Genomic DNA, 21,616 nt, shown 5'->3' with positions numbered 1-21,616 from the left:
TACCTTATCGTTGTGCCATGGTGGTTTGCGTTGCACATTTCACCTCACCAACCCACGCCGCGCCGCGTGCTTTTTCCAGATCAAGATCAGCTTCACATACGCTGCCATTGGCTGAAATTAACGTGATGACCGGATATTTTTTATCAATATCGATAGCAAACTCACCCTTTTCATCCGTGCGCGTTTTACCAATATGGTTATGAATATCGGTATTTGCAGCCAATTGCCCATCAGGGTAGCGAATACGCCCGAACACGGTGACCATGCTTTTAATTTCAGGGTTAATAACGCCAACGTTCCCCGGATAAAGCGTCAGTTCCTGTTTGCGTCCTGAAACAATATCGAAGCTGTCCTCAGAGTTCTTATCATTGAGGATCTCCAGCTTGTATTGAGCATAGGGCGGGAGTGCAATGAAATTGGATTTACCGCTGAGAAGATAATTACGATTATTAATCTTCGCAGCCAGTTTCCCCTCGCCGGTCAAATCTGTTTTCACGATGACACCAGACCGCTGCCTCTCTTTACTCAGACCGAAGTCTTTGCCAGCCCACGCCAGAGAGCCTTGAGAAGAGAAGTTCATATTGGTGGAGTTATCCGCGGAACGCGTTACCGATACGGTACCGGCGTTATATTTCGTGTCATAACTCAGATTGCCATTTATCGAATAATTGTTGTCGTAATATTGTTCACCACTCAGACGGGTTGACGCCGCCAGGCCGACCGATTTAATGGGACCTTCAGCATACTGCTTGCGCGCGCTGAGATTCCCCTGGGTGCTGCCATAGCGATCCCGGGAGACCCCCATGCTCAGCCAGGAAGCCAACGGCAACGATAAATCCAGGCTGACATAACGTTCCTGTCTCCCATCGTCATTTCGGTTGTTGTAGTAATAACGCTGGATCCCAGCACGCAGTCCAACCGAGGCATACCTGCCAGAATATAGAGTAGTGCTGTAATCAAGGTTACGGTATTTATTGCCGGAATAACGATTCTCCGTCTGACTCACTGTGAGCGAACCGCCATGAGGAATAAACTTTCCGAGGTTCAGCGTGCCGCCAATAGAATAATTGTCACGTTCCTGCACCGGCAGACGATCGCCAATTTTACTGTCTTCACGAGATGCCCAAAGAGAACCATACCCCTCAGGCACATTGAGATTAATGTTACTGATGTTTCGCCATGACGAATCGTTCGCTACCAGCGTCTGAGCGCCAATGCTGACGTATTCATTCACATTGAGTGTGACATCCGTTTCATTGACCGCATTGTTGTCAAAACCGTAGATCGTCGACTTCAGACCTAACCCCGACAATATCGCCAGCGTTACCGATGCGGCCCCGCCGGCAATCCATGTCTGCTCGCTGCCCAAATCACGATAATGGTTACGCTTATAGCTCACCCGATCATAATCCAGTGAGCCGCCAAAAAACTGCCACGAGAGCTGATCAATTCCGGCAGCCTGCTGGCGGGCAAAGATTTTATTAACCCGGCTGATACGACTATTAATCGTCCGGCCATTGACCACGATATCTACCGTGACGTCATAAACTCCATACGGAAAACGACTGGTATCAATTTCATAGCTGCCCATATTAAAGTTCTGCACGCTGAGCAATCGCCCGTCACGAAAGACATGAACCTCGCCAGCTGCTGGCAAAAATACGGTAATCGGCGTGAGTGAAAGCGCGGTGTTTTCAACCACCGTATTTCCTTTGTTTCCGTAGCTCACGCCGTAAATTTTACCGCCATTCAACGCATTCAGGCTGGCAATAGACTGGACATTCCAGGTGTCAAGCATCCCGAGCGCCAGTCGATACCCGTTATAATCGCGCTCATACATCGCCCGATAGAGTTTACTGGTGCCATTGCTGTCGCCTATGCCGTAAAACGAACCGTTAATGTTGATGTGGTGTTCACGTAGCGATGTTGTATTGTCCATCGTCAGATAACTGCGGGTGCTACTGCCGTTACGATAGTCGTTGTAGTAAGTGCCGAAGTTATAATTCAGGATGTTGGAGAGCGTCTCCACGCTGGAAGGCCCGAGCAGACTGCTGCGTGCGACAATCGCTTCAGTTAATGCATCTTTGCTGACGATCATCTCCAGGTGAAATGAAGAGACATTGAGTTGCAGGCACACATCATCTGACAGTTCAATATTCGTGTTGTCATGAAATTTCACATCACGAATTTTTTCCACCATCGCGCGGGTTTTCTCAGAGAGCACCGCATTGTTGGGCAATTCAGCAAGCGTCAGGGCTTTAACGGTAATATTGCCATCAACAAGCGCAATAACCGCATCGGCAATTTTTTGCTGACTTTTCTCGTCAGTCTCGTTGTAACGAATATATACCGGCACCGTCATTCCCTGCTCCAGTGAACGGGCGAAAGCGCTGGGAATAACGTAATTACCCACTTTTACTGGGGCTGCATGTGAAAATCCTGGTGTCAGCGCAAGAAAAAGACAAAAGCTACCGCCGACAATATTATTTGTTGTCATATGCATCCTTACATTCCGGTATTTTTATTTATCCCGTACAGATGGCTGCAATCGACCATCACTTCACTGTAATAAACTGTTTACCGTGCCAGATACCGATCCGTGAACGGCTATTATTAATATCGGTAAACTGTAATTTTATTTTCGTACCTGGCATAATGTAATAACGTTCGCGACAGCCTCGTCCTCGATCGCGGGCCTTCTCTTTACACGTGCCATAGGCGATCACTCGAAACGAAACATTGCCAGTATTGGTAATAACATCGCCATTTCGGCTATATTCAAAACGCTCCTTTCTCGGCGCAACCACCAAAATAGTTCCAATTTCAGCCGACGCTGTTGCAACCGCCATTTTATTGGCCCGGGTTTCTGCGCTCTCGGTGACCGGTTCATCAATCCATTGCAGACGATAATAACGCTCGACATCATCTGCAGGTCCTTTATAGAAGAAACGAAATACATCCTTCGCCTGACCAGGCAGAATAAGATTGGCAGGTGTAGAAAGTAACTCTCCGGAATTAACAGGCTTTATTTCGATACCACCCGCCAAAGGTGATGACAATTGTTTTACCGAAACACTGACATAACGTGCCGAATCTGTCGTATTGGCAATTTCTTTCGATAATGAACTCTCAGCAGAAGTCATTATCGATGTAATCTCACCGACATTAATTGCCCAACTGGAAAAAGATGTTACTAACCCTACCAACATTGCTGCCGGTAAATATTTTTTCATGACACCATTCCTGATAAATTCGGGAGAAAATATTCTCCCGAATCTTTATTGCTTAGGCAGACGGAGTCGTCCAGGTTGCATTGAACTGTACTTTTACATCGCCAGTCCAATAGCCGTCCGGCAGGGCAGAGTAATCCGTTACTGCCTGGGTACCATCAGAAGTCGCTGACGCGATGGTGAATTTGAAGTTGGATTGATCGCTGACACGAGCAGCACCATTATAAGCGCCATCAGCCATCAGGCTTTCAAGACCAGAAGTCGAGCTGGAGTTGACCAGGACGGTATCTGATGAATTAGTCAGCGGGGTGCCATTCCATGCCACCCCGACGTTCAGGGTAGAAGCATCGCCACTGGCGTTAGTCAGAGTATTGCTAACAATCTGAGCAGTCAGTTCAAAATCAGTGGCGGTCTCCTGGCCCTGAATAGTCACATCAAAAGCACCGTCCTGGGAGTTGAAGCCATTCAGACCTTCCGCATACTGAAAGGTTAAAGAATTCAGCGGGGTGACAACCAACATGCTGGAGGTATCTTTTGTTGCCGTCGCATCCCACGAGGCTGTTGCAGAAGCAGTAACATCCGCCATTGCATTTGCCGCAACAAATACAGAAGCCAGAGAGGTCACTAATAATAATTTTTTCATTTTATCTTCTCCTAAGAACAAACTCACCACCGAGTCTTATTATTAAGTCACTCCAGCGGTTCCATTATTGCGAGCCAGAATTGCCGCGCCCAAAAATTATCATTTGAATTAAGTAACATCTCAACAAACCCTGAAACGCAGAAATTGTAAAAGACTAAGAATTTTCCCACAAAAAAAGACCTCTAAGAAGTTTCCTAAGATATATTTACTCAAAACAAGCCTCGCTCCAGAATTATCACCCAAACAAATAAGTCACAGCAAACAATTCATCTTTTTTATGTTTTTGATATTTATCAAAAATGTCATACAAATAAATTCACACCAAAATCCTTACAAAACATAAAGATAATCAAAACATCCATATTTCATCCAGAATGCTTATTCTTTGTTGCAATTTTGCTAAAATTTATCCTTCACAAGAAAATTCTCATAAAACTTTCGTTTGAAGGGGAATATTCTTATAAACAAAGCACAAGTCTGGAGGATTAATATTCGAATTGATAATTATTTCACACAAGTAATACCAGGAATTTTCCATATAAAAAGAATATTCCTGGTATTACCAGATAAAAATTATGTGCATAAAGGAGAGAATTAGATGAAGCTTTTCAAACCAAGGTAACTATTAAGTGTTACCGTACGTACCCGATGTATGGTAATCAAATCCTGTTGTTCGAGTGATTTTAATGAGCGGCTGACGGTCTCAATTTTAAGGTCGAGATAACTGGCAATTTCTTCCCGGGAAAAAGGCAATCGAAGCGTCGTTTCCGGTCTGCCAATGCGCAAATGCATCTCGTAAAACTCCACCAGGAAAGCGGCGATTCTGGCCTCCGCGTGCTTATTCGCATAACGCCGCAATTTCTCCACAATGAACCCATTATCTCTGCACAGAAACTTGATGACTGCTGCGGCCACTGAAGGATCCTTCTCTGCGACCTTGAACAACCGCGCGATGTCGATATGGCAAACTTCCGCAGTCGTTGCAGCCCTGATGGTGGTCAGATACGTTCTCCCTTCGACTGCATCCAGCGCCATGATATCCCCTGGAACATAAAAGCGGCTGATCAAAACGTTATCGCCACATTCCACGCTGGACTTGCAATACCCCTCATGAATCACAAAAAGCATCTCAGCGGTTTCATCCTGCCGAGCGAGAATCTCACCTGCTTTAAACTTCCTTCTTTTGTCTATTAACCTGTACTCATTATCACGATCAATCACCGATCCCTTTGGACACAGCGAACAATGGCGGGGTGGAAACGGATTGCCGAGCGGCACAACAGGAATGCTAAGTTTGTGAATATCCGATTTCACGCAACAACTCCTCATAAAAATGAGACTGATTCTAATAGAACGGGCGTTAGGAACAATACGTGAACCGCAGACCAGGAAAATTCATTCCAGACAGGGAAAATTCTGTGCTAGCTCACTTTTCTGGCACAAACGAGAATATGAATAAATATAGTCTGCTGCGGATGATTAAAAACGCAGAGCTGAAACGAACGCAGGTATGGCGAAGAAGGTTAAAACAAACCGGGCGATGCATTACTGGCCTTGCGAATCAAACGCCTGTTTTGCATCACCCGGTTTCAATTACGCGCGAATGGTGTCGTCGCCGAAGCCAATCCACTTATATGTGGTCAGTGCTTCAAGCCCCATTGGGCCACGCGCGTGCAGTTTTTGCGTACTCACCGCCACTTCAGCCCCCAGTCCAAACTGGGCGCCATCGGTAAAACGGGTGGAAGCATTCACGTACACGGCAGAAGAATCAACTTCATTCACGAAACGGTTGGCGTTGCTGAGCGTGCGCGTCAGGATAGCGTCTGAGTGCTGGGTGCCGTGTTCGCGAATGTGCGCGATAGCACCATCCATATTTTCGACCACCACAACGTTCAGATCCAAAGACAGAAACTCGTTATCCAGCTCTTCCGGTTTCAGCGGCACCAGTTTGGCCGGGCCATGCAGTACCTGCATCACGATTTCGTCGCCGTGCAGCGTAACACCGCTTTCCGCCATCTTTTGGCTTAACGCAGGCAGGAAACGCTCAGCGATATCCTGATGCACCAGCAAGGTCTCCACAGTATTACAGGTGCTCGGACGCTGGGTTTTGGCGTTGACGATAATCTTCAGCGCTGGAGCGATTTCAGCAGAATCATCCACATAAATATGACACACGCCTATGCCGCCGGTGATGACCGGGATAGTCGACTGCTCACGACACAGCTTGTGCAGGCCCGCGCCACCGCGTGGGATCAGCATATCGATGTACTTATCCATACGCAGCATTTCAGCGACCAGCGCGCGATCCGGGTTGTCGATCGACTGCACCGCTGCTGCGGGTAAACCGCAGGCTTCCAGCGCCTTTTGGATCACCGCCACGGTCGCCGCGTTAGTCCGGTAAGTCTCTTTCCCGCCGCGCAGGATCGCCGCATTACCAGTTTTCAGGCACAGGGAGGCAACATCAACGGTAACGTTAGGACGCGCTTCATAAATCACGCCAATCACGCCCAGCGGGACGCGACGGCGCTCGAGACGCAGGCCGCTATCCAGCAGGCCCCCGTCAATCACCTGCCCGACCGGGTCAGCAAGATTACACACCTGACGCACATCATCAGCAATCGCTTTCAGGCGCGCAGGGGTCAGTGCCAGGCGGTCGAGCATCGCTTCGCTCAGACCATTTTCACGCGCCTGTTCTACATCCTGCTTGTTAGCGCTAAGGATACTTTCCATTTGCGCTTCCAGCTCATCGGCTATTTTTTCCAGCACGCGATTTTTTTCGCGGCTGGAGAGCAGCGCCAGCTTGTATGACGCAGCTTTGGCAGCAATGCCCATTTGTTCCAGCATATGCCTGTTCCTTAACGGGTAATCATGTCGTCGCGATGGACAGCAACCGGGCCGTATTCATAGCCAAGGATGGTGTCAATCTGCTGTGAGTGGTGTCCGGCAATACGGCGAAGCGCGTCGCTGTTATAGCGGGTCACGCCGTGGGCGATATCGCGCCCTTCGAGATTGCAGATACGAATCACTTCACCACGAGAAAAGTTGCCTGTCACGCTTTTAATGCCTTTTGGCAGTAATGAACTGCCGCGTTCCAGGATCGCAGCGGTAGCCCCCTCATCGACGGTAATTTCCCCGGCAGGCGGCGCGCCGAAAATCCAGCGTTTACGGTTCTCCAGCGGAGAGGCCTGAGCATGAAAACGCGTCCCAACGGAAACGCCTTCCATCACATCACCAATCACGCCCGGCTTGCTGCCCGCGGCAATAATAGTGTCGATTCCGGCGCGGCACGCGACATCTGCGGCCTGCAATTTAGTGCCCATACCGCCCGTTCCCAGGCCAGAAACGCTGTCGCCGGCAATGGCGCGCAGCGCATCATCAATACCGTGAACGTCTTTAATCAGCTCCGCCTGCGGGTTGGTGCGCGGATCGGCAGTGAAAAGTCCCTGCTGATCGGTCAGCAACAGTAGCTTATCGGCTCCGGCCAGAATTGCCGCCAGCGCCGAGAGATTGTCATTATCGCCGACTTTAATTTCGGCGGTCGCCACCGCGTCATTCTCATTGATGACAGGAACGATGTTGTTATCCAGCAGCGCGCGTAAAGTATCGCGGGCATTAAGGAAGCGCTCACGGTCTTCCATATCCGCACGTGTCAGCAGCATCTGCCCGATATGGATACCGTAAATAGAGAACAGCTGTTCCCACAGTTGAATCAATCGGCTCTGCCCTACCGCCGCCAACAGCTGTTTCGAGGCTATCGTCGCCGGGAGCTCAGGGTAACCAAGATGCTCACGCCCGGCGGCGATCGCGCCTGAGGTAACGATAACAATACGATGCCCTGCTGCATGGAGCTGCGCGCACTGGCGAACCAGTTCTACAATATGGGCGCGGTTCAGGCGGCGCGATCCGCCCGTTAACACACTGGTGCCAAGTTTTACCACCAGCGTCTGGCTGTCACTCATGATTCTCTGCCATTCAAAATTGGGGAAAATGATATCAAACGAACGTTTTAGCAGGACTGGCCCCGGTTGCCAACAGCCAGCGCACAAAGCATGAAATTTTATTGCGCAGGATCAGCAAGCGTAGCGGCAGATTTTGACGCATTGATTACAGAAACATAAAAACACTCTTTTTTAAAAATATTCTTACTTTGTCATAAAACGTTCATTGCCAGACGTTAAAAACCTTCCTGTCTTTTAACGGGGATCACACCCAGTGAATATTAGCGCGTACTTTTAATCAGGAATGAAAATGAAAAAGAGCACTCTGGCATTAGTGGTGATGGGGATTGTGGCGTCGGCATCCGTACAGGCAGCTGAAGTGTATAACAAGAACGGCAATAAACTGGATCTGTATGGCAAAGTGAAAGCCATGCATTACATGACGGATTATGACAGCAAGGACGGCGACCAAAGCTATATCCGTTTAGGCTTTAAGGGCGAAACGCAAATTAATGATGAACTGACGGGTTACGGTCGCTGGGAAGCGGAGTTCGCTGGCAATAAAGCTGAAAGTGATTCCAACCAGCAAAAAACACGTCTGGCCTTTGCCGGTCTGAAATTAAAAAATCTTGGCTCGTTTGATTATGGTCGTAACCTGGGCGCGCTGTACGATGTTGAAGCGTGGACCGATATGTTCCCGGAATTCGGTGGCGATTCATCTGCGCAGACCGATAACTTTATGACCAAACGCGCCAGCGGCCTGGCGACTTACCGTAACACCGACTTCTTCGGCGTCGTGGATGGACTGGATCTGACCCTGCAATATCAGGGTAAAAACCAGGACCGCGATGTGAAAAAACAGAACGGCGATGGTTTTGGTACGTCCGTTACTTATGACTTTGGCGGTAGCGATTTCGCCGTAAGCGGCGCTTATACCAACTCCGATCGTACCAATCAGCAGAATCTGCAAACTCGCGGTACAGGCGATAAAGCAGAAGCCTGGGCAACGGGTTTAAAATATGATGCTAACGATATCTATATTGCGACGTTCTATTCTGAAACGCGCAATATCACGCCGATTTCTGGTGGCTTCGCCAATAAAACGCAGAACTTCGAAGCGGTTGTTCAGTACCAATTTGACTTTGGTCTGCGTCCGTCACTGGGTTATGTGCTGTCAAAAGGTAAAGATATTGAAGGCGTCGGCAATGAGGATCTGGTGAATTATATCGACGTTGGCGCCACGTATTATTTCAACAAAAACATGTCCGCGTTTGTCGATTATAAAATCAACCAGCTCGATAGCGATAATAAGCTGGGTATCAACGATGATGATATCGTTGCTGTCGGTATGGTTTATCAGTTCTGATTTAGTATAAAAAAATGCCGGATGGGGTTGCGCCGCCATCCGGCATTTTACTGTTCATTATGCGGTTAATTTAACCGGCTCATCCTTAAAATCGTCAGCAGGCTCCAGCGCCAAATCCAGCGACGTTAACAACCCACGTAATTTTTCATGAAACTCACGTAAGGTGTATTCCAGTCGCTCCACCACTTCAGTCTCTTTCACCGGCACCGCCGTCCAGTTGCCATCTTTATCAAACAAACCAAATTGATAGCTGTAGGTAAAGCGTTTTTCCTGCGCCTCAAGCTCCATCCACCAGCCCCAGAACTCGCGTTTCTCAGGGGCGGGTTTCACGTTGACGCAAACAGCCAAACAATCGAAAAAAAAGCGATTATCTTCGCACTGCCCTTCCCGGATGTACGGGCCAAGCGCGGTGAATTTCTTGATCAATCTACTTTTCGGATGCCCACTCGGTAACGTCATTACGATCTCCTTAGGTGAAGCTCCTGTTTTACCAAATCGATAAAATTTAGCAAACTTTTAACACAATCTCTGATTGATCCACTTGGTTATTTCTTGCAGTCCTTTGTCAAAATTGCGATACACCGGGTTGAATGGAATCTCCAGCAGCTTACCGTCAGAAGATGACGAGGTGATTAAACGCGACTCCTCTTCCGGGCTAAACGGATCATTTTTCCAGAACCCCGACAGCATTGGCGTCGGGCAGCGTCGCCCCAGCAGCCCCTGCACTTTTAATGAATAGCGATTAAGCTCAACGCGCAGCGCTTCATCGGAAGCGTCATGCATCCCCAGGCGGCTGGCCAGAACGTCAAGATACATTTCCGGGACGCTTGCCTGACGCTGCGGGTCACTCAACAGCGCATGCACAACCGGTCCCAGGCAGGCCACCGCCTTCAGCCGTGACGACTCCAGATACGCCAGGCGTACCGCCACGTTAGCGCCAAAACGGAAACCGAAGGCCGCCACGCGGGTGTGATCCACCCACGGGACATTAGGCAGCGCCTTTAATACATGCTGATGCAGCAGGCTGGAATCCTGAGTCAGTTTCCATTTTGATGAGAATCCGACCGACGGCATATCCAGCGTCAACATGGCAATACCGCGCGGAGCAAAGTAGCGCTCATACAGGGTGTAGTAGTCCGTTTGCATGGAATCGAGACCGCCGCACATCAGTACCGTCGGGAACGGACCCTCGCCTTTTGGCATATGCAGGAAGCCGGTTATCGGCGCGCCGCCAGCGACCGCGAATTCCATCTCACGCAGCGTGCCCGGCAGCCGTTGAGCGGCTTCTTCATAGGCGCGATTGGCCAGAGCCTGCGCCTGCTCTGCCAGCTCATCGCCTTTCAGGTGCGGATAAGCGGCAATGTTGTACAGCGTAGAGGCATGCAGCCAGTGGCGCCCGCTCACCTGCGGATCCTCCTCCATAGACGCTTTCTGTTGCCATTCCATCGCCTGCTTTGCCCACTCATAGATCCAGTTCCCACCACGATAGCCAATGACCGTGTCGTAGAGCTCTTTATCCGTGCGTTCGGCTTCGCTCATCACGATACGCGCCTGTACTTCGAGGATTTCACGCGGATCGATGCCGCGCCAGATCCACATCAGGCGATTCACCATGCGATACCAGTGTGGGATTGTTTTGCCATCCAGGGCAGATTGTACGGACGGCTGCGCGCCGTGATTAAAACGACGAACCAGCGTAGACGTTTCAGGGTGTTTGAAGCGGGGTTTGAACAGGACTTCGCTGAGGTTAGCTTGTGACATTCTTGCAGCCTCCATGAATACTCATTAAGGCATAGTGTAACCTGATGGGGATTAATAAAGAACAACGCCCGGCATAGCCAGGCGTTGAAAGCGCTGTTGATTAGCGACCAGAGATCGGCGGGACAAACACTACGCCCATATCCCAAGGCTGCTCAATCCAGGTATCCTGAGGGATATCAACAATATAATCATTTACCAGCGGACGACCTGCCGGCTTAGCGAAAATAGTGACGAAATGCGCTTTAGGATACATTTCGCGGATCGCAACCGCGGTGCCGCCGGTGTCAACCAGGTCATCGATGACGATAAAACCTTCACCGTCGCCTTCAGCACGCTTAAGCACTTTCAGCTCGCGCTGGTTGTCGTGATCGTAGCTGGAGATGCATACGGTATCGACATGACGAATACCCAATTCACGCGCCAGCAATGCGCCCGGCACCAGACCACCACGGCTAACGGCAATAATGCCTTTCCATTGTTCAGAAGGCATCAGGCGGCTTGCCAGTTTACGTGCATGGATCTGCAACATGTCCCAGGTGACGACGTATTTTTCGCTCATGTGAAGTGTCCCAGCCTGTTTATCTACGGCTAATTAATAAATTGAGGGTGAACCAGGTTGCGCGAGATTATAGAGATCTGACGCACTAAAAACCAGTGTTTCGCAGAATCCACGCCTCTTTTTGCATGCTTTATGCTAGCCGTCAGCGGAGAAAGTGGTATTCTCAATCGCATCGCGCAAGCCTGACTTGTGGTGTTTTTTATTCAGCTAACCCCGTGCCCTGCAAGCAAGTTTTGTAGGACATCGCCAAGGAGACTCAACGTGTCTGAACTGTCTCAATTATCCCCGCAACCGTTGTGGGATATTTTTGCCAAAATCTGTTCTATTCCTCATCCGTCCTACCATGAAGAGCAGCTCGCTGAACATATTCTGAGCTGGGCCCAGGAGAAAGGTTTTCACGTCGAGCGCGACCAGGTCGGTAACATCCTGATTCGCAAACCTGCCACTGCAGGCATGGAAAACCGCAAACCGGTCGTTCTGCAGGCGCACCTGGATATGGTCCCGCAGAAAAACAACGACACCGTGCACGACTTCACCAAAGATCCTATCCAACCTTATATTGATGGCGAATGGGTGAAAGCCCGTGGCACCACGCTGGGCGCGGATAACGGCATCGGTATGGCGTCCGCGCTGGCCGTACTGGCGGATGACAATGTGGTACACGGTCCGCTGGAAGTGTTGCTGACCATGACTGAAGAAGCGGGTATGGATGGCGCGTTCGGTTTGCAGGCAAACTGGCTGCAGGCAGATATCCTGATCAACACCGACTCTGAAGAAGAAGGTGAGATCTACATGGGCTGCGCAGGGGGTATCGACTTTACCTCAAACCTGCCGCTGTCCCGTGAGGCGGTTCCGGCTGGTTTCCAGAGCTTTAAGCTGACCTTAAAAGGTCTGAAAGGCGGTCACTCCGGCGGCGAAATCCACGTCGGCCTCGGTAACGCGAATAAGCTGTTGGTACGCTTCCTGGCGGGCCACGCTGAAGAGCTGGATCTGCGTCTGATTGATTTTAACGGCGGCACGCTGCGTAACGCGATTCCACGTGAAGCTTTTGCGACCCTCGCCGTGGCTACTGATAAGGTTGATGCCTTAAAAGCGCTGGTTAACACTTACCAGGACATCCTGAAAAACGAACTGGAAGCCAAAGAGAAGAATCTGGCTCTGCTTCTGGATGCCGTAGCCAACGATAAAGCCGCGCTGACCGCACAGTCTCGCGATAGCTTTGTTCGTCTACTGAACGCCACCCCGAACGGCGTGATCCGCAATTCCGACGTAGCGAAAGGCGTGGTGGAAACCTCCCTGAACGTCGGTGTCGTGACCATGACTGACGATAATGTACAGATCCACTGCCTGGTTCGCTCGCTGATCGACAGCGGTAAAGACTACGTGGTAAGCATGCTGGATTCACTGGGCAAGCTCGCCGGTGCCAAAACCGAAGCCAAAGGCGCGTATCCTGGCTGGCAGCCGGATGCTAACTCTCCGGTTATGCACCTGGTTCGCGAAACCTATCAGCGTCTGTTCAACAAAACGCCGAACATCCAGATTATCCACGCCGGTCTGGAATGTGGTCTGTTCAAGAAACCGTATCCGGATATGGACATGGTTTCCATCGGGCCAACTATCACCGGTCCGCACTCCCCGGATGAGCAGGTTCATATTGAAAGCGTCGGCCACTACTGGACGCTGCTGACTGAACTGTTGAAGTCGATTCCGGCGAAGTAAGTCTCTGTAATAAATGCCGGATGGCGCTGCGCTTATCCGGCTTACGCGCTGATTTGTAGGCCGGATAAGGCGTTTACGCCGCTATCCGGCAATACATCAGAGTTAAATTCCCAGCAGCAGTTGCCTTTCCAACTGTGGATCCAGCAGCGTGACGTGTAATCCCACCAGTCTCACGCCTCGCCCTCCCCGACGTTCATCCCAGGTTTTGCGCGCCGTCGCAATTAAGTCATCTTTACTTAAGCGCGGCCAGACGTGCTCCTGCGTGGTTTGCTGAAAATCATTAAACTTGAGTTTTATTCCCTGCCGGGCAATCAACAGATCCGGTTTTACCTTTGCCAGACGCCGTTCCAGTTCGGGATATAGACGCTCAATAATCTCCTCACATTCAGCCCATTCATGAATATCTTCTGCCAGCGTACGCTCGACGCCGACTGATTTGCGCAGTCTGTCGTTGTTGACGTCGCGCTCATCAATACCCTGGCTGCGTTCCCACAACACGCGACCAAACTTACCAAACCGTTTGAGCAACATGGCCAGGTCGTATTTTTGAACATCCTCGCAGGTGCGCAACCCCATCGCTTCCAGCTTAGCGGCAGAAACTTTGCCAACGCCGGGTATTTTCCCTAACGGCAGCGTTCTGAGAAATTCAGGAACATCGGCGGGGGTAATGACATATTGCCCGTTGGGTTTATTGAGATCGGAGGCTATTTTTGCCAGAAACTTAACCGGCGCAATCCCGGCGGAGGCGGTTAACTGTAGCTCGTTGAAAATTGTCTGGCGGATCTCCCGCGCTATCAGCGTGGCGGAACCGTGACAGTGAGCGCTGTCGGTCACATCCAGATAGGCTTCATCCAGCGAAAGAGGTTCGATCAGCGAGGTATAACGGGAGAAGATCGCCTGAATCTGGCGGGAGGCTTCTTTATAAGCCTCGTATCGACCAGGCAATAACGTGAGATGCGGGCACAGTTTTAACGCCATTCCGGTCGGCATTGCGCTACGCACGCCAAATTTACGCGCCGGATAATTGGCAGTGCTGATAACCCCCCGGCGTTCACGACTGCCGCCGATAGCAATGGGAATGTCGCGCAGGGCTGGATTATCACGCATTTCCACCGCTGCGAAAAAACAGTCCATATCAACATGTATGATTTTGCGCATCACTCGCCTCCCACAACACTGTTTAAGTATACAGTATTTTTATAGTGTGAGAAGTCTGATTATGCCTTACGCGGGACCATTCATAACGAAGCGCGCATCACACAGGTAACGCACAATATCCGTTTTCGTATGCTCCGCTGGATTGCCCGCCGTACTGACAAAAAGCTTATTCACTTTGCGAATCTTTGCCCGCAGCAATTTTTCGATCGTCATCAGGCGAAAGGCGTCATTTTCCACGCAGAAAAGCTCGTAGTCGCCCAGACGCTCTCCACAAATTTCACAATGATTCATCCAGTAACGTAGCCCGGTGGTTTTACTTTTATCCAGATAGTAATTGCTGGCTTTGATGTTCTTTTTTATCTCTTCAGGCAGAGAATTAATGTGGAACAGAAAGGTATTCCGTCGAATAGATTGCCAGCCTTTGCCATCCTGATTTTTTCTGATAAACCGGGTAAACATCACTCCGTGAATATGGGTAAGCTGGTGGCAGTTCCAACAGTGCATCTTCGAGGTAATCACCAGATAGTACGGCGCGACGATGTTAAAACTGTCGGTGTTGTAGACATAGTCACGAAGCGCCTCGTTTAGCTCATGGGGTTCGGTGTACCAGATCCCGGAAACTTTGTCGAAATGCGCGCCCTGACAGGCCACATCCGTGACGTTATCAGTATGAATATCCAATGGAATAATATGGGCTATATCTATCATATTGCCTTCCTGCGGGATAATTTGCCCCCACATTGCGTGGGGGACGGGGAACAGAATTAATGAGCGACGGGAGCAGAATGTTGGCGTAAAGAAGTCACCTGCTTTTGTTTGTCGAGCTTATCAACCAGTGGTTGCACAACCTTCTCGCCATGCTGACCAAAATATTGATACAGCGTATCGGAAGCGCTTTGCGTCAATACCATGATCTCAATGCGGCGGTTGCCGGCGCTTTCCGGATTTTTCGCATCCAGCAGCATTTGGTCAGCCATTGCGCTGACCTGCATTACTTTATCCTGCGGCATCCCGGCGTCTTCCAGCACACGACGGGCCGATAATGCGCGGTCGCCTGACAGGTTCCAGTTGTTGTAAATGTTACTCTTATAGCTCATCGCGTCCGTATGCCCGGTAATGATGAGCTTGTTGTCCAGCGAGTCAAACACGGGGGCCAGCTCAACCAGCAGCGATTTAAAGAACGGCATAATTTTGGCGCTACCGCGTTCGAACATATTACGGTTCTGATCATCTTTAATCAGAACACGCAACCCCTGAGGAACAATCTCCATTTCAAGGTTGGTCTCCATATGCGCATTGCGGGCAATGACGTTAATGTCGGTCGCCAGCTCGCCTAGCTCCTGGGCTGATTTTTGTTTCAGTAACGCCGTTTTCTCGTTCACATCCAGCGCCTTTTTAGCGTTCTCTTCCGTGATCCTCGCCGTCTCCTGTGGATTCACGGTTTTATCAAGCTTGTTGCGCGTGACGTTTTTCTTCTGCGCGCCTGGCGCTATCGGCTGCTTGCCCAGCTTGTTTAACGGTGCCATACCGCCACCGTTAAAGATTGACTGGCCATGCAGCGCCGCCACGATATTTTCGCGGTCAGCCTTGCTGACGCTGTTCACAATCCACAGCGTCATAAACAGCGCCATCATCGCCAGCGTAAAATCAGCAAAGGCGACCTTCCACGCCCCGCCATGATGACCTGCATGGTTCTTTTTAATTTGTCGGCGGATAATGGTGGTTTTCGCGCCGCGATCGCGACGATTTGGCCCCTTCCTCATGCTTATTCCTGCTCCAGCATCGCATTAACCCACGCATCCAGATTGGCGAAAGTGGGTTTAGAGGCCAGATGGAGAAGTTTACGGCCAGCATCGACCGCCAGTAGCGTCGGTTTACCGCCCGCTTGCGCCACCAGCACGGTACGAACGCATTCGAGCAGCGAATGCTCTGCCCGCGCCTGCTGTTCCATGGCGTTTGCCAGCGGGTCCATCAGGCAATAACAGATGAACACCCCTAAGAATGTCCCCACTAACGCCGCCGCCACTTTCAAACCGATAAGCGCAATGGAGCCATCGATAGACTGCATGGTGATGATAATGCCCAGTACCGCAGCACAAATGCCAAATCCAGGCATCGCCTCGGCGGTACGCTGCAAGGAGCGCGAAGGGGTTAACAAAGACTCTTCGGCGGTATCCAGTTCCTGATCGAGGATCCCTTCCAGTTCATGGGCATCGATTTTCCCCATCGCCATCAGACGGAAGTTATCGGCGATAAATGTCACCAGTCTCTTCTGAGTCAGCACCAGCGGGTATTTCTGGAAAATGGTGCTTTCTTCCGGCTGCTCGATATGCTGATCCAGCATACGCAGACCACCGTTCTGCACCATTTCCAGCAGCTCATACAGGCACATCAGTAACTGACGCTGAAACTCCGGTCCCATTTTCTTTTTACTGATCACCCCTTTAATCTGGTGGGCGATCTCTTTCAGGACATGTACCGGGTTACCAATAATCATCGCCCCCAGACCAGCACCGACGATAATAATAATTTCTGCTGGCTGCCAAATAGCAATTAACTGCCCACCAGCCTCAAAGTAGCCGCCAAATACGCAGCCCAAAACCACTAATAAACCAAAAATCTTTTGCATTACGTCCTCCGCATGTTGATTCGGAATTGTTAGTCTGGATATAAACAATCACGAATCTTGTGCGTGATTTTTTTATTCATTTGACAAATTCGGGCTTCGGTCAGCCCTAATACCAGCGCGATCTCTTTTAAATTCATATCGTGTTGGTAATACATTGAGAGCACGAGGCCCTCTTTTTCGCTGAGTTGGCTCAGGGCGTAACTCAACATTTCCTGGGTGACGAATTGCTCCTCAAGTCCCCGCCCTTCGAGCGGTGCAATCGGCATATCGCCATTCAGTAATTCATCCAGACTGGCCAGCGTTTCGGCGCCTTCCAACTGTTGATATTCCTGATAATCCTCAGACGATAACCCCAACCGGGACAACTCCTCCCATGAGGGTTCATGCCCAAGCTGTGTGCGCGCATCACGAATCAAATCTTTAATCTGATGGTATTTTTGCCGTAACTGGCGAGGCCGCCAGTCGAGGCTGCGCAGCTCATCCAGAATTGCGCCGCGTATGCGGTGGACAGCATAACCGGCAAAACCTTCGTCTGGCTGACCGTAGCGGCGAATCGCGTTCAGCAATCCCATCAGCGCCGTTTGTTCCATATCCTGCCTGTCCATAACGCAGGTACATTGCGGCGCAAGTTGACGCACCACTTTGCGCACCAAAGGTAGATAAGCCTGTAAATAATGGCTCTCTTGCTTTGGCGTGAGCACGGGCGTGGCATTAAAGTCTTCTGACTCGTAAGCATCCTGTATCATGTTATTTCCTGGCTTGTCGCTTATTGGAACACGACTTTTTTCACCAATATGTCCTTATAAGGTGTCGCCATTTTGCGTTTCGCTAATTCGACTTTCAGATTCTCAAATACTTTCTTTCTGATATCGGAGATCTTCAGCGCCCGAATATCTTCATATTTCATATTCGAAAGCTCATCTACGGTAATACTTTGATAGAGCGGTTCGTCCTTCTTAATTTTTTCAGCGTCTTTCTCTGAATCAACGACCATTACCAGCTCAGCGACCATATAGCGATCGCCCCCTTCATCATCATGCAGCGTAACCACCGTTTCCGGCAGAGAGACAAAAATACTGCTGGATTCATCCTGGCTGTCTTCCGCTTCATGGGCAGGAACCTCTGCTGCAGCCGTAGTTCGCTTATTCATAGAATGATAAATACCCCATCCTGCGCCCCCCGCAATACCCAGAGCCACAACGGAGCTGATCACACACGCGATAACAATTTTCTTCATTTTACTTTTACACTTTGATCAGAACGGATTCATTCCGTTGAAATTGAGGTTCATCATTGAGCACTAATGCCGACGTCACCTCATCCTGTTGATGACCTGACTGCTGTTTTTGCTGCTGCGATTGCCCCTCGGAGGAGACCTGAACATTGACTTCCATGAAGTTCTGCGCCGTCAGGTGCTGGCGTAGGTTCTCGCTAAATTGTTGCAATGAGCGGCAGACATCGCTCTGATTTGCGCCGATGTGAACCATCAGCTTGCCTGCATCCAGTTGCACGGCAATTTCCAGTTTGCCAAGCGAAGGAGGATCAAGACGAATAGTCGACACCTGCTGTTGCTGGCCCAACTGGAATTGAATTCTGTCTTTGAGCAGCGCGGTAAGCTTCTCTCCGAGTTCCTCTGTTGACAGCGTGGTCGGCGTCGAAACTTGCGTCGACACCACGCTATGATCGCTCAGGGCATTCACCGGCTGATTTCCCTGTGCCGCCGTATTGAGCAAACTTTGCGTCGCAAGCGTTGGGTTAACCGCCACGCCATCCGTTTTTCTCACCGCCATTGGGCGAGGAACGCTATGATCCTCAGACTTCACGCGGGCGGAAATTTGCTGTGACGTTGAAAGCGAAGCAGGTTCAGGCGCGATCGCGCGCAGATCCTGAGCGGAGAATGTCGCCAGTTTGGCCTGCTGATCCGGCGTTGCCTGAGGCAAATCCTCGCCGATCGACGCCAGCAACGTTTGCAGCTTAGGCGGCAGTGACGATAAATCCGTGGCATGCTGCTCAGCCGACGGCGAGGACGTTTTTCCTTGTTGAGCCATCGCACCCGCCAGTTGACGCAGCAGCGATGACCCGGAATCAGAGGTTTGCACCTGCGCCAGCATTTTCAGCATCTCACCGTCCGGCTGCTTCTGGGTTGGTGCAGACGCTGACGCCTGAGCCGGTTGCGCCAACAGCATCGCCAGCAATGCCTGCATGGCTGCCGGATTCGCATCGTCTGGTTTATGTGCAGCCGCCGATGTCAGCTGATGACTCAGTTTTGCGCCAATCAGCCGCTCAGCCGCGGCGTTAAACCCCGATTGGGGTAAAGAAAATGTGCCGCTGCTTGCAGGGGCCGCCGACGCCGAAATAGTCGCCTTTTCCGGTGTGGCCTCTGCCGATGCACTGACCGAGGCCAGTAATACAGGATTCATGCCTTCTCCGAAATTAAATTAACCATTGAATACGCCAGCATTCCTTCCTGGTTTTGCTGATGTTTCTCCATACGCGCTTTGAGTTCTTCCGCACGCTGCGTTCGCCGCGCAATCAATGCCTCAAACGCGACCAGTAGTCTGCTCTTCACTTCCCGTAGCGACTCGGCGTCAGTTTCCCAGGCAGCATAGGCATGAAAGTCACGCATCACCTGCTGATGCAGCCCCGGTAATCGACGCCACCGTTTTTGATCCAGGGCATCGTTCATCGCCGCCACCAGGGCATAAAGCTGCTGTTGCTGACGCTCTCTTTCCATCGCCTTATCCAAGTTTTGCCGACAGACCTTCCCAGCCTGTGCGCAGATTCGTCAGGATGAGGATCACTTCATCAATTTTTTCTAACGACAATTCGCCGCTCGCTTCATACAGACGGTAGACGCAGTGGTCATAAAGCCGGGAGAGATTCACCACCAGCTCACCGCCGGTTTCAAACTCCAGCGAGCTGGTTAAGGCGTTGAGAATATCGATACATTTATTGATGCTTTGCGCTTTACGCTCGTAGCGTTTGTTTTCAATGTGGCTTTTCGCGCGTTCCAGTTCGTCCATCAGTCCCGAAAACAGCACCAGCACCAGCTCTAACGGCGATGCTGCTGCCGTACGCGCAGCAAGATCCATCTCTTTATATTGCGAATAACCATCCTGCGTGTCGTACATATTGGTTCCCAATCCTTCTTTTAAATCAGCCGGTTACATAAACGCGGCCATACTCACTTTCATGGTATACGTTTCAATCAACGTATTGGTGTACTCTTCCACATAGCGGTCATAGTTGGTGTTATAGGTTTCGGTCAGTTGATCGCTTTCGTCCTGAATTTTGCTCTGCTGGTTATCAATGTTTTCCTGGCGCATAGCGATGATGCCGTTGCTGGAATCCAGGTAACTTTCCATCAGGTCGTCCATCTGCGCGACCATGCTGTCATCGCCGACAAAAATGGAGGTCAATCCGTCCGGGTTTTCTTCCATTTCTTCGCTGAACTGGGTGGAGTCAATCTGCAGGTGGCCGTCGGAATCCAGCGTAATGCCATAGTCGACAATCGATACGCCGCCGTATGAAGCGTGTGCGATATCATCCATCTGATTTGCCAGTGAATTCATCCCAGCGTCACCGGCAAAAACCCCGGCTGCCGTGTTGTCATCGCCGTAGCTGGTGAGAGAATCTATGGTGTCGATTAGCGTGTTATAGGCATCCACAAAGGTCTGCACTTTTGCCTGAGAACCACTGGAGTCTTCAGCAATGGTAAAGGTGGTTACATCGTTCGGATCGTCAGGGTCGCTGACCTCTGAAAAGGTCATGGTTACGCCGGGGATCACATCGTCAAAGGTGTTAGTGCTGCTTGTAATGGCGGGGCCGCCCGCATTACCCAGATGAATTTCAGCGTCCTGCGCCTCTGTGACGTTATTTTCGCTGGCGGTAATCTGATCAGAGAAAGAGGTGTTTCCCGTTACGCTTACTGAGAATTTGCTTTGCGCTCCCGTGGAATCGGAAGTCAGCATGATGGTGGTTGTGCCATCGGTTTTGACCAGTGCCGCCGACACGCCAGGGTTGTCATCCGAGCCATTAATCGCATCAACCAGTTCGCTGGCATCAATAAAGCTGTCGCCATCCTCATCGGCAGACGCGAGATCGATATCCATGGTCGTACCGTCATCCATCGTGAGCTCAAACGTGCCGGTTGCGCTAAAGGTATCGTCACTCATGCTGAAGGTCGTCTGCTGCGCCTGCGCCAGTTTAGTGACATAGAATGAATAGGTTCCCGCCTGCGCCTGCGAGTTTGCAGATACGGTATTCGCCTCATTATTCGAGGTGGCAGAAAACGTCAGTGGGCCGTCGGTGTCGCTGTTAAGCGCGTCTATTGCTGACTGAAAGTCAGTAAGCGCCGAACTTAACGACTCCAGACCGCTGCTCTCTGCATTCAATTCGTTCTGTTGGTTCTGCAGATTCGCCGCTTGAGTGGCGATATCTGCGTAGGCAAATTCTTGTGCTAATTTTTGGATCGGACTCGTAAAGCTCATAATCAGTGACTCCGTGCAACGTTATTTATGCATTAGCAAAACGCATGCCAATATTTTTTAGTATTTATATTCAGTAAGTTAAATTAGTAGCGGAAATGAATTTTCCCTTCCTCAGGAAGGTTT

At 50.5% G+C, this 21,616-nt stretch carries 21 protein-coding genes; 2 read left to right on the top strand and 19 right to left on the bottom strand.

Going from position 1 to position 21,616, the window contains the following annotated elements:
• Window positions 1–4: 4 nt before the first annotated feature.
• The 6 genes from FDX14_RS07030 to proB form a co-directional block, all read right to left on the bottom strand.
• On the bottom strand, window positions 5–2,497 hold the full coding sequence (locus FDX14_RS07030) for a CS1-pili formation C-terminal domain-containing protein (RefSeq protein WP_137349263.1): 2,493 nt from the start codon (window positions 2,495–2,497) through the stop codon (window positions 5–7).
• Window positions 2,498–2,555: 58 nt separating this feature from the next.
• Entirely contained in the window at window positions 2,556–3,233 is a 678-nt protein-coding gene (locus FDX14_RS07025; protein WP_137349262.1) for an EcpB family pilus assembly chaperone, read from the bottom strand.
• 52 nt (window positions 3,234–3,285) lie between these two features.
• The gene (ecpA, locus tag FDX14_RS07020) at window positions 3,286–3,873 is read right to left on the bottom strand and encodes a common pilus major fimbrillin subunit EcpA (RefSeq protein WP_042310373.1); all 588 of its coding nucleotides are present in this window, start codon (window positions 3,871–3,873) and stop codon (window positions 3,286–3,288) included.
• Between the two features lie 594 nt (window positions 3,874–4,467).
• Window positions 4,468–5,187: a Crp/Fnr family transcriptional regulator gene (locus FDX14_RS07015; RefSeq protein WP_042310374.1), complete on the bottom strand. Its 720-nt coding sequence runs from the start codon at window positions 5,185–5,187 to the stop codon at window positions 4,468–4,470.
• A gap of 279 nt (window positions 5,188–5,466) precedes the next feature.
• Window positions 5,467–6,717: a glutamate-5-semialdehyde dehydrogenase gene (gene proA, locus FDX14_RS07010; RefSeq protein ID WP_061383056.1), complete on the bottom strand. Its 1,251-nt coding sequence runs from the start codon at window positions 6,715–6,717 to the stop codon at window positions 5,467–5,469.
• An 11-nt stretch (window positions 6,718–6,728) separates the two neighbouring features.
• On the bottom strand, window positions 6,729–7,832 hold the full coding sequence (proB, locus tag FDX14_RS07005) for a glutamate 5-kinase (protein ID WP_003031373.1): 1,104 nt from the start codon (window positions 7,830–7,832) through the stop codon (window positions 6,729–6,731).
• Between the two features lie 289 nt (window positions 7,833–8,121).
• Here proB and phoE point away from each other — a divergent pair, with 289 nt between their 5' ends.
• Window positions 8,122–9,177: a phosphoporin PhoE gene (gene phoE / locus FDX14_RS07000; protein WP_137349261.1), complete on the top strand. Its 1,056-nt coding sequence runs from the start codon at window positions 8,122–8,124 to the stop codon at window positions 9,175–9,177.
• Between the two features lie 57 nt (window positions 9,178–9,234).
• Here the strand turns inward: phoE and crl are convergent, their stop codons facing one another.
• From crl to gpt, 3 genes are all read right to left on the bottom strand, one after another.
• Window positions 9,235–9,636, bottom strand: coding sequence for a sigma factor-binding protein Crl (crl, locus tag FDX14_RS06995; RefSeq protein ID WP_061383058.1), 402 nt, complete (start codon window positions 9,634–9,636; stop codon window positions 9,235–9,237).
• A 57-nt stretch (window positions 9,637–9,693) separates the two neighbouring features.
• Window positions 9,694–10,938, bottom strand: coding sequence for an esterase FrsA (gene frsA / locus FDX14_RS06990; protein ID WP_079225374.1), 1,245 nt, complete (start codon window positions 10,936–10,938; stop codon window positions 9,694–9,696).
• A gap of 100 nt (window positions 10,939–11,038) precedes the next feature.
• A complete protein-coding gene (gene gpt / locus FDX14_RS06985; RefSeq protein ID WP_038637683.1) occupies window positions 11,039–11,497 on the bottom strand; it encodes a xanthine phosphoribosyltransferase in 459 nt (152 codons plus the stop codon).
• A gap of 261 nt (window positions 11,498–11,758) precedes the next feature.
• On the opposite strand from gpt, the gene pepD reads away from it, so the two are divergent.
• Window positions 11,759–13,216, top strand: coding sequence for a cytosol nonspecific dipeptidase (pepD, locus tag FDX14_RS06980; RefSeq protein WP_137349260.1), 1,458 nt, complete (start codon window positions 11,759–11,761; stop codon window positions 13,214–13,216).
• Between the two features lie 102 nt (window positions 13,217–13,318).
• On the opposite strand, the gene dinB is transcribed toward pepD, so the two are convergent.
• The 10 genes from dinB to fliD all read right to left on the bottom strand — a co-directional run bounded on the left by dinB (window position 13,319) and on the right by fliD (window position 21,493).
• Window positions 13,319–14,374, bottom strand: a complete 1,056-nt coding sequence (gene dinB, locus FDX14_RS06975; protein WP_061383063.1) for a DNA polymerase IV — start codon at window positions 14,372–14,374, stop codon at window positions 13,319–13,321.
• A gap of 66 nt (window positions 14,375–14,440) precedes the next feature.
• Window positions 14,441–15,082 carry a DNA primase gene (locus FDX14_RS06970; RefSeq protein ID WP_137349259.1) on the bottom strand — a complete coding sequence of 214 codons (642 nt, stop codon included), beginning with the start codon at window positions 15,080–15,082 and terminating at the stop codon, window positions 14,441–14,443.
• Between the two features lie 56 nt (window positions 15,083–15,138).
• Window positions 15,139–16,137: a putative lateral flagellar export/assembly protein LafU gene (lafU, locus tag FDX14_RS06965; protein WP_042310392.1), complete on the bottom strand. Its 999-nt coding sequence runs from the start codon at window positions 16,135–16,137 to the stop codon at window positions 15,139–15,141.
• Window positions 16,138–16,139: 2 nt separating this feature from the next.
• Window positions 16,140–17,003 carry a flagellar motor stator protein MotA gene (gene motA / locus FDX14_RS06960; RefSeq protein ID WP_006685923.1) on the bottom strand — a complete coding sequence of 288 codons (864 nt, stop codon included), beginning with the start codon at window positions 17,001–17,003 and terminating at the stop codon, window positions 16,140–16,142.
• 29 nt (window positions 17,004–17,032) lie between these two features.
• On the bottom strand, window positions 17,033–17,749 hold the full coding sequence (locus tag FDX14_RS06955) for a FliA/WhiG family RNA polymerase sigma factor (RefSeq protein WP_006685924.1): 717 nt from the start codon (window positions 17,747–17,749) through the stop codon (window positions 17,033–17,035).
• Window positions 17,750–17,769: 20 nt separating this feature from the next.
• Entirely contained in the window at window positions 17,770–18,240 is a 471-nt protein-coding gene (locus FDX14_RS06950; protein WP_061383066.1) for a flagellar basal body-associated FliL family protein, read from the bottom strand.
• 7 nt (window positions 18,241–18,247) lie between these two features.
• Window positions 18,248–19,423, bottom strand: coding sequence for a flagellar hook-length control protein FliK (locus FDX14_RS06945; RefSeq protein WP_137349258.1), 1,176 nt, complete (start codon window positions 19,421–19,423; stop codon window positions 18,248–18,250).
• Window positions 19,420–19,737 (bottom strand): flagellar protein FliT, encoded by a 318-nt coding sequence (locus FDX14_RS06940; protein ID WP_079225387.1) that lies wholly within the window; start codon window positions 19,735–19,737, stop codon window positions 19,420–19,422. The genes FDX14_RS06945 and FDX14_RS06940 overlap by 4 nt, the downstream gene beginning before the upstream one ends.
• Window positions 19,738–19,741: 4 nt before the next feature.
• Window positions 19,742–20,134 carry a flagellar export chaperone FliS gene (fliS, locus tag FDX14_RS06935; RefSeq protein ID WP_003843794.1) on the bottom strand — a complete coding sequence of 131 codons (393 nt, stop codon included), beginning with the start codon at window positions 20,132–20,134 and terminating at the stop codon, window positions 19,742–19,744.
• A gap of 33 nt (window positions 20,135–20,167) precedes the next feature.
• Window positions 20,168–21,493, bottom strand: a complete 1,326-nt coding sequence (gene fliD / locus FDX14_RS06930) for a flagellar filament capping protein FliD (RefSeq protein ID WP_079225389.1) — start codon at window positions 21,491–21,493, stop codon at window positions 20,168–20,170.
• Window positions 21,494–21,616: the final 123 nt, after the last annotated feature.

The organism is Citrobacter sp. wls710 (assembly GCF_005281115.1).
Classification (GTDB): domain Bacteria; phylum Pseudomonadota; class Gammaproteobacteria; order Enterobacterales; family Enterobacteriaceae; genus Citrobacter; species Citrobacter werkmanii.
Note: the sequence above shows the minus strand (reverse complement) of the source record. Positions and strands in the feature narration are given on the sequence as shown.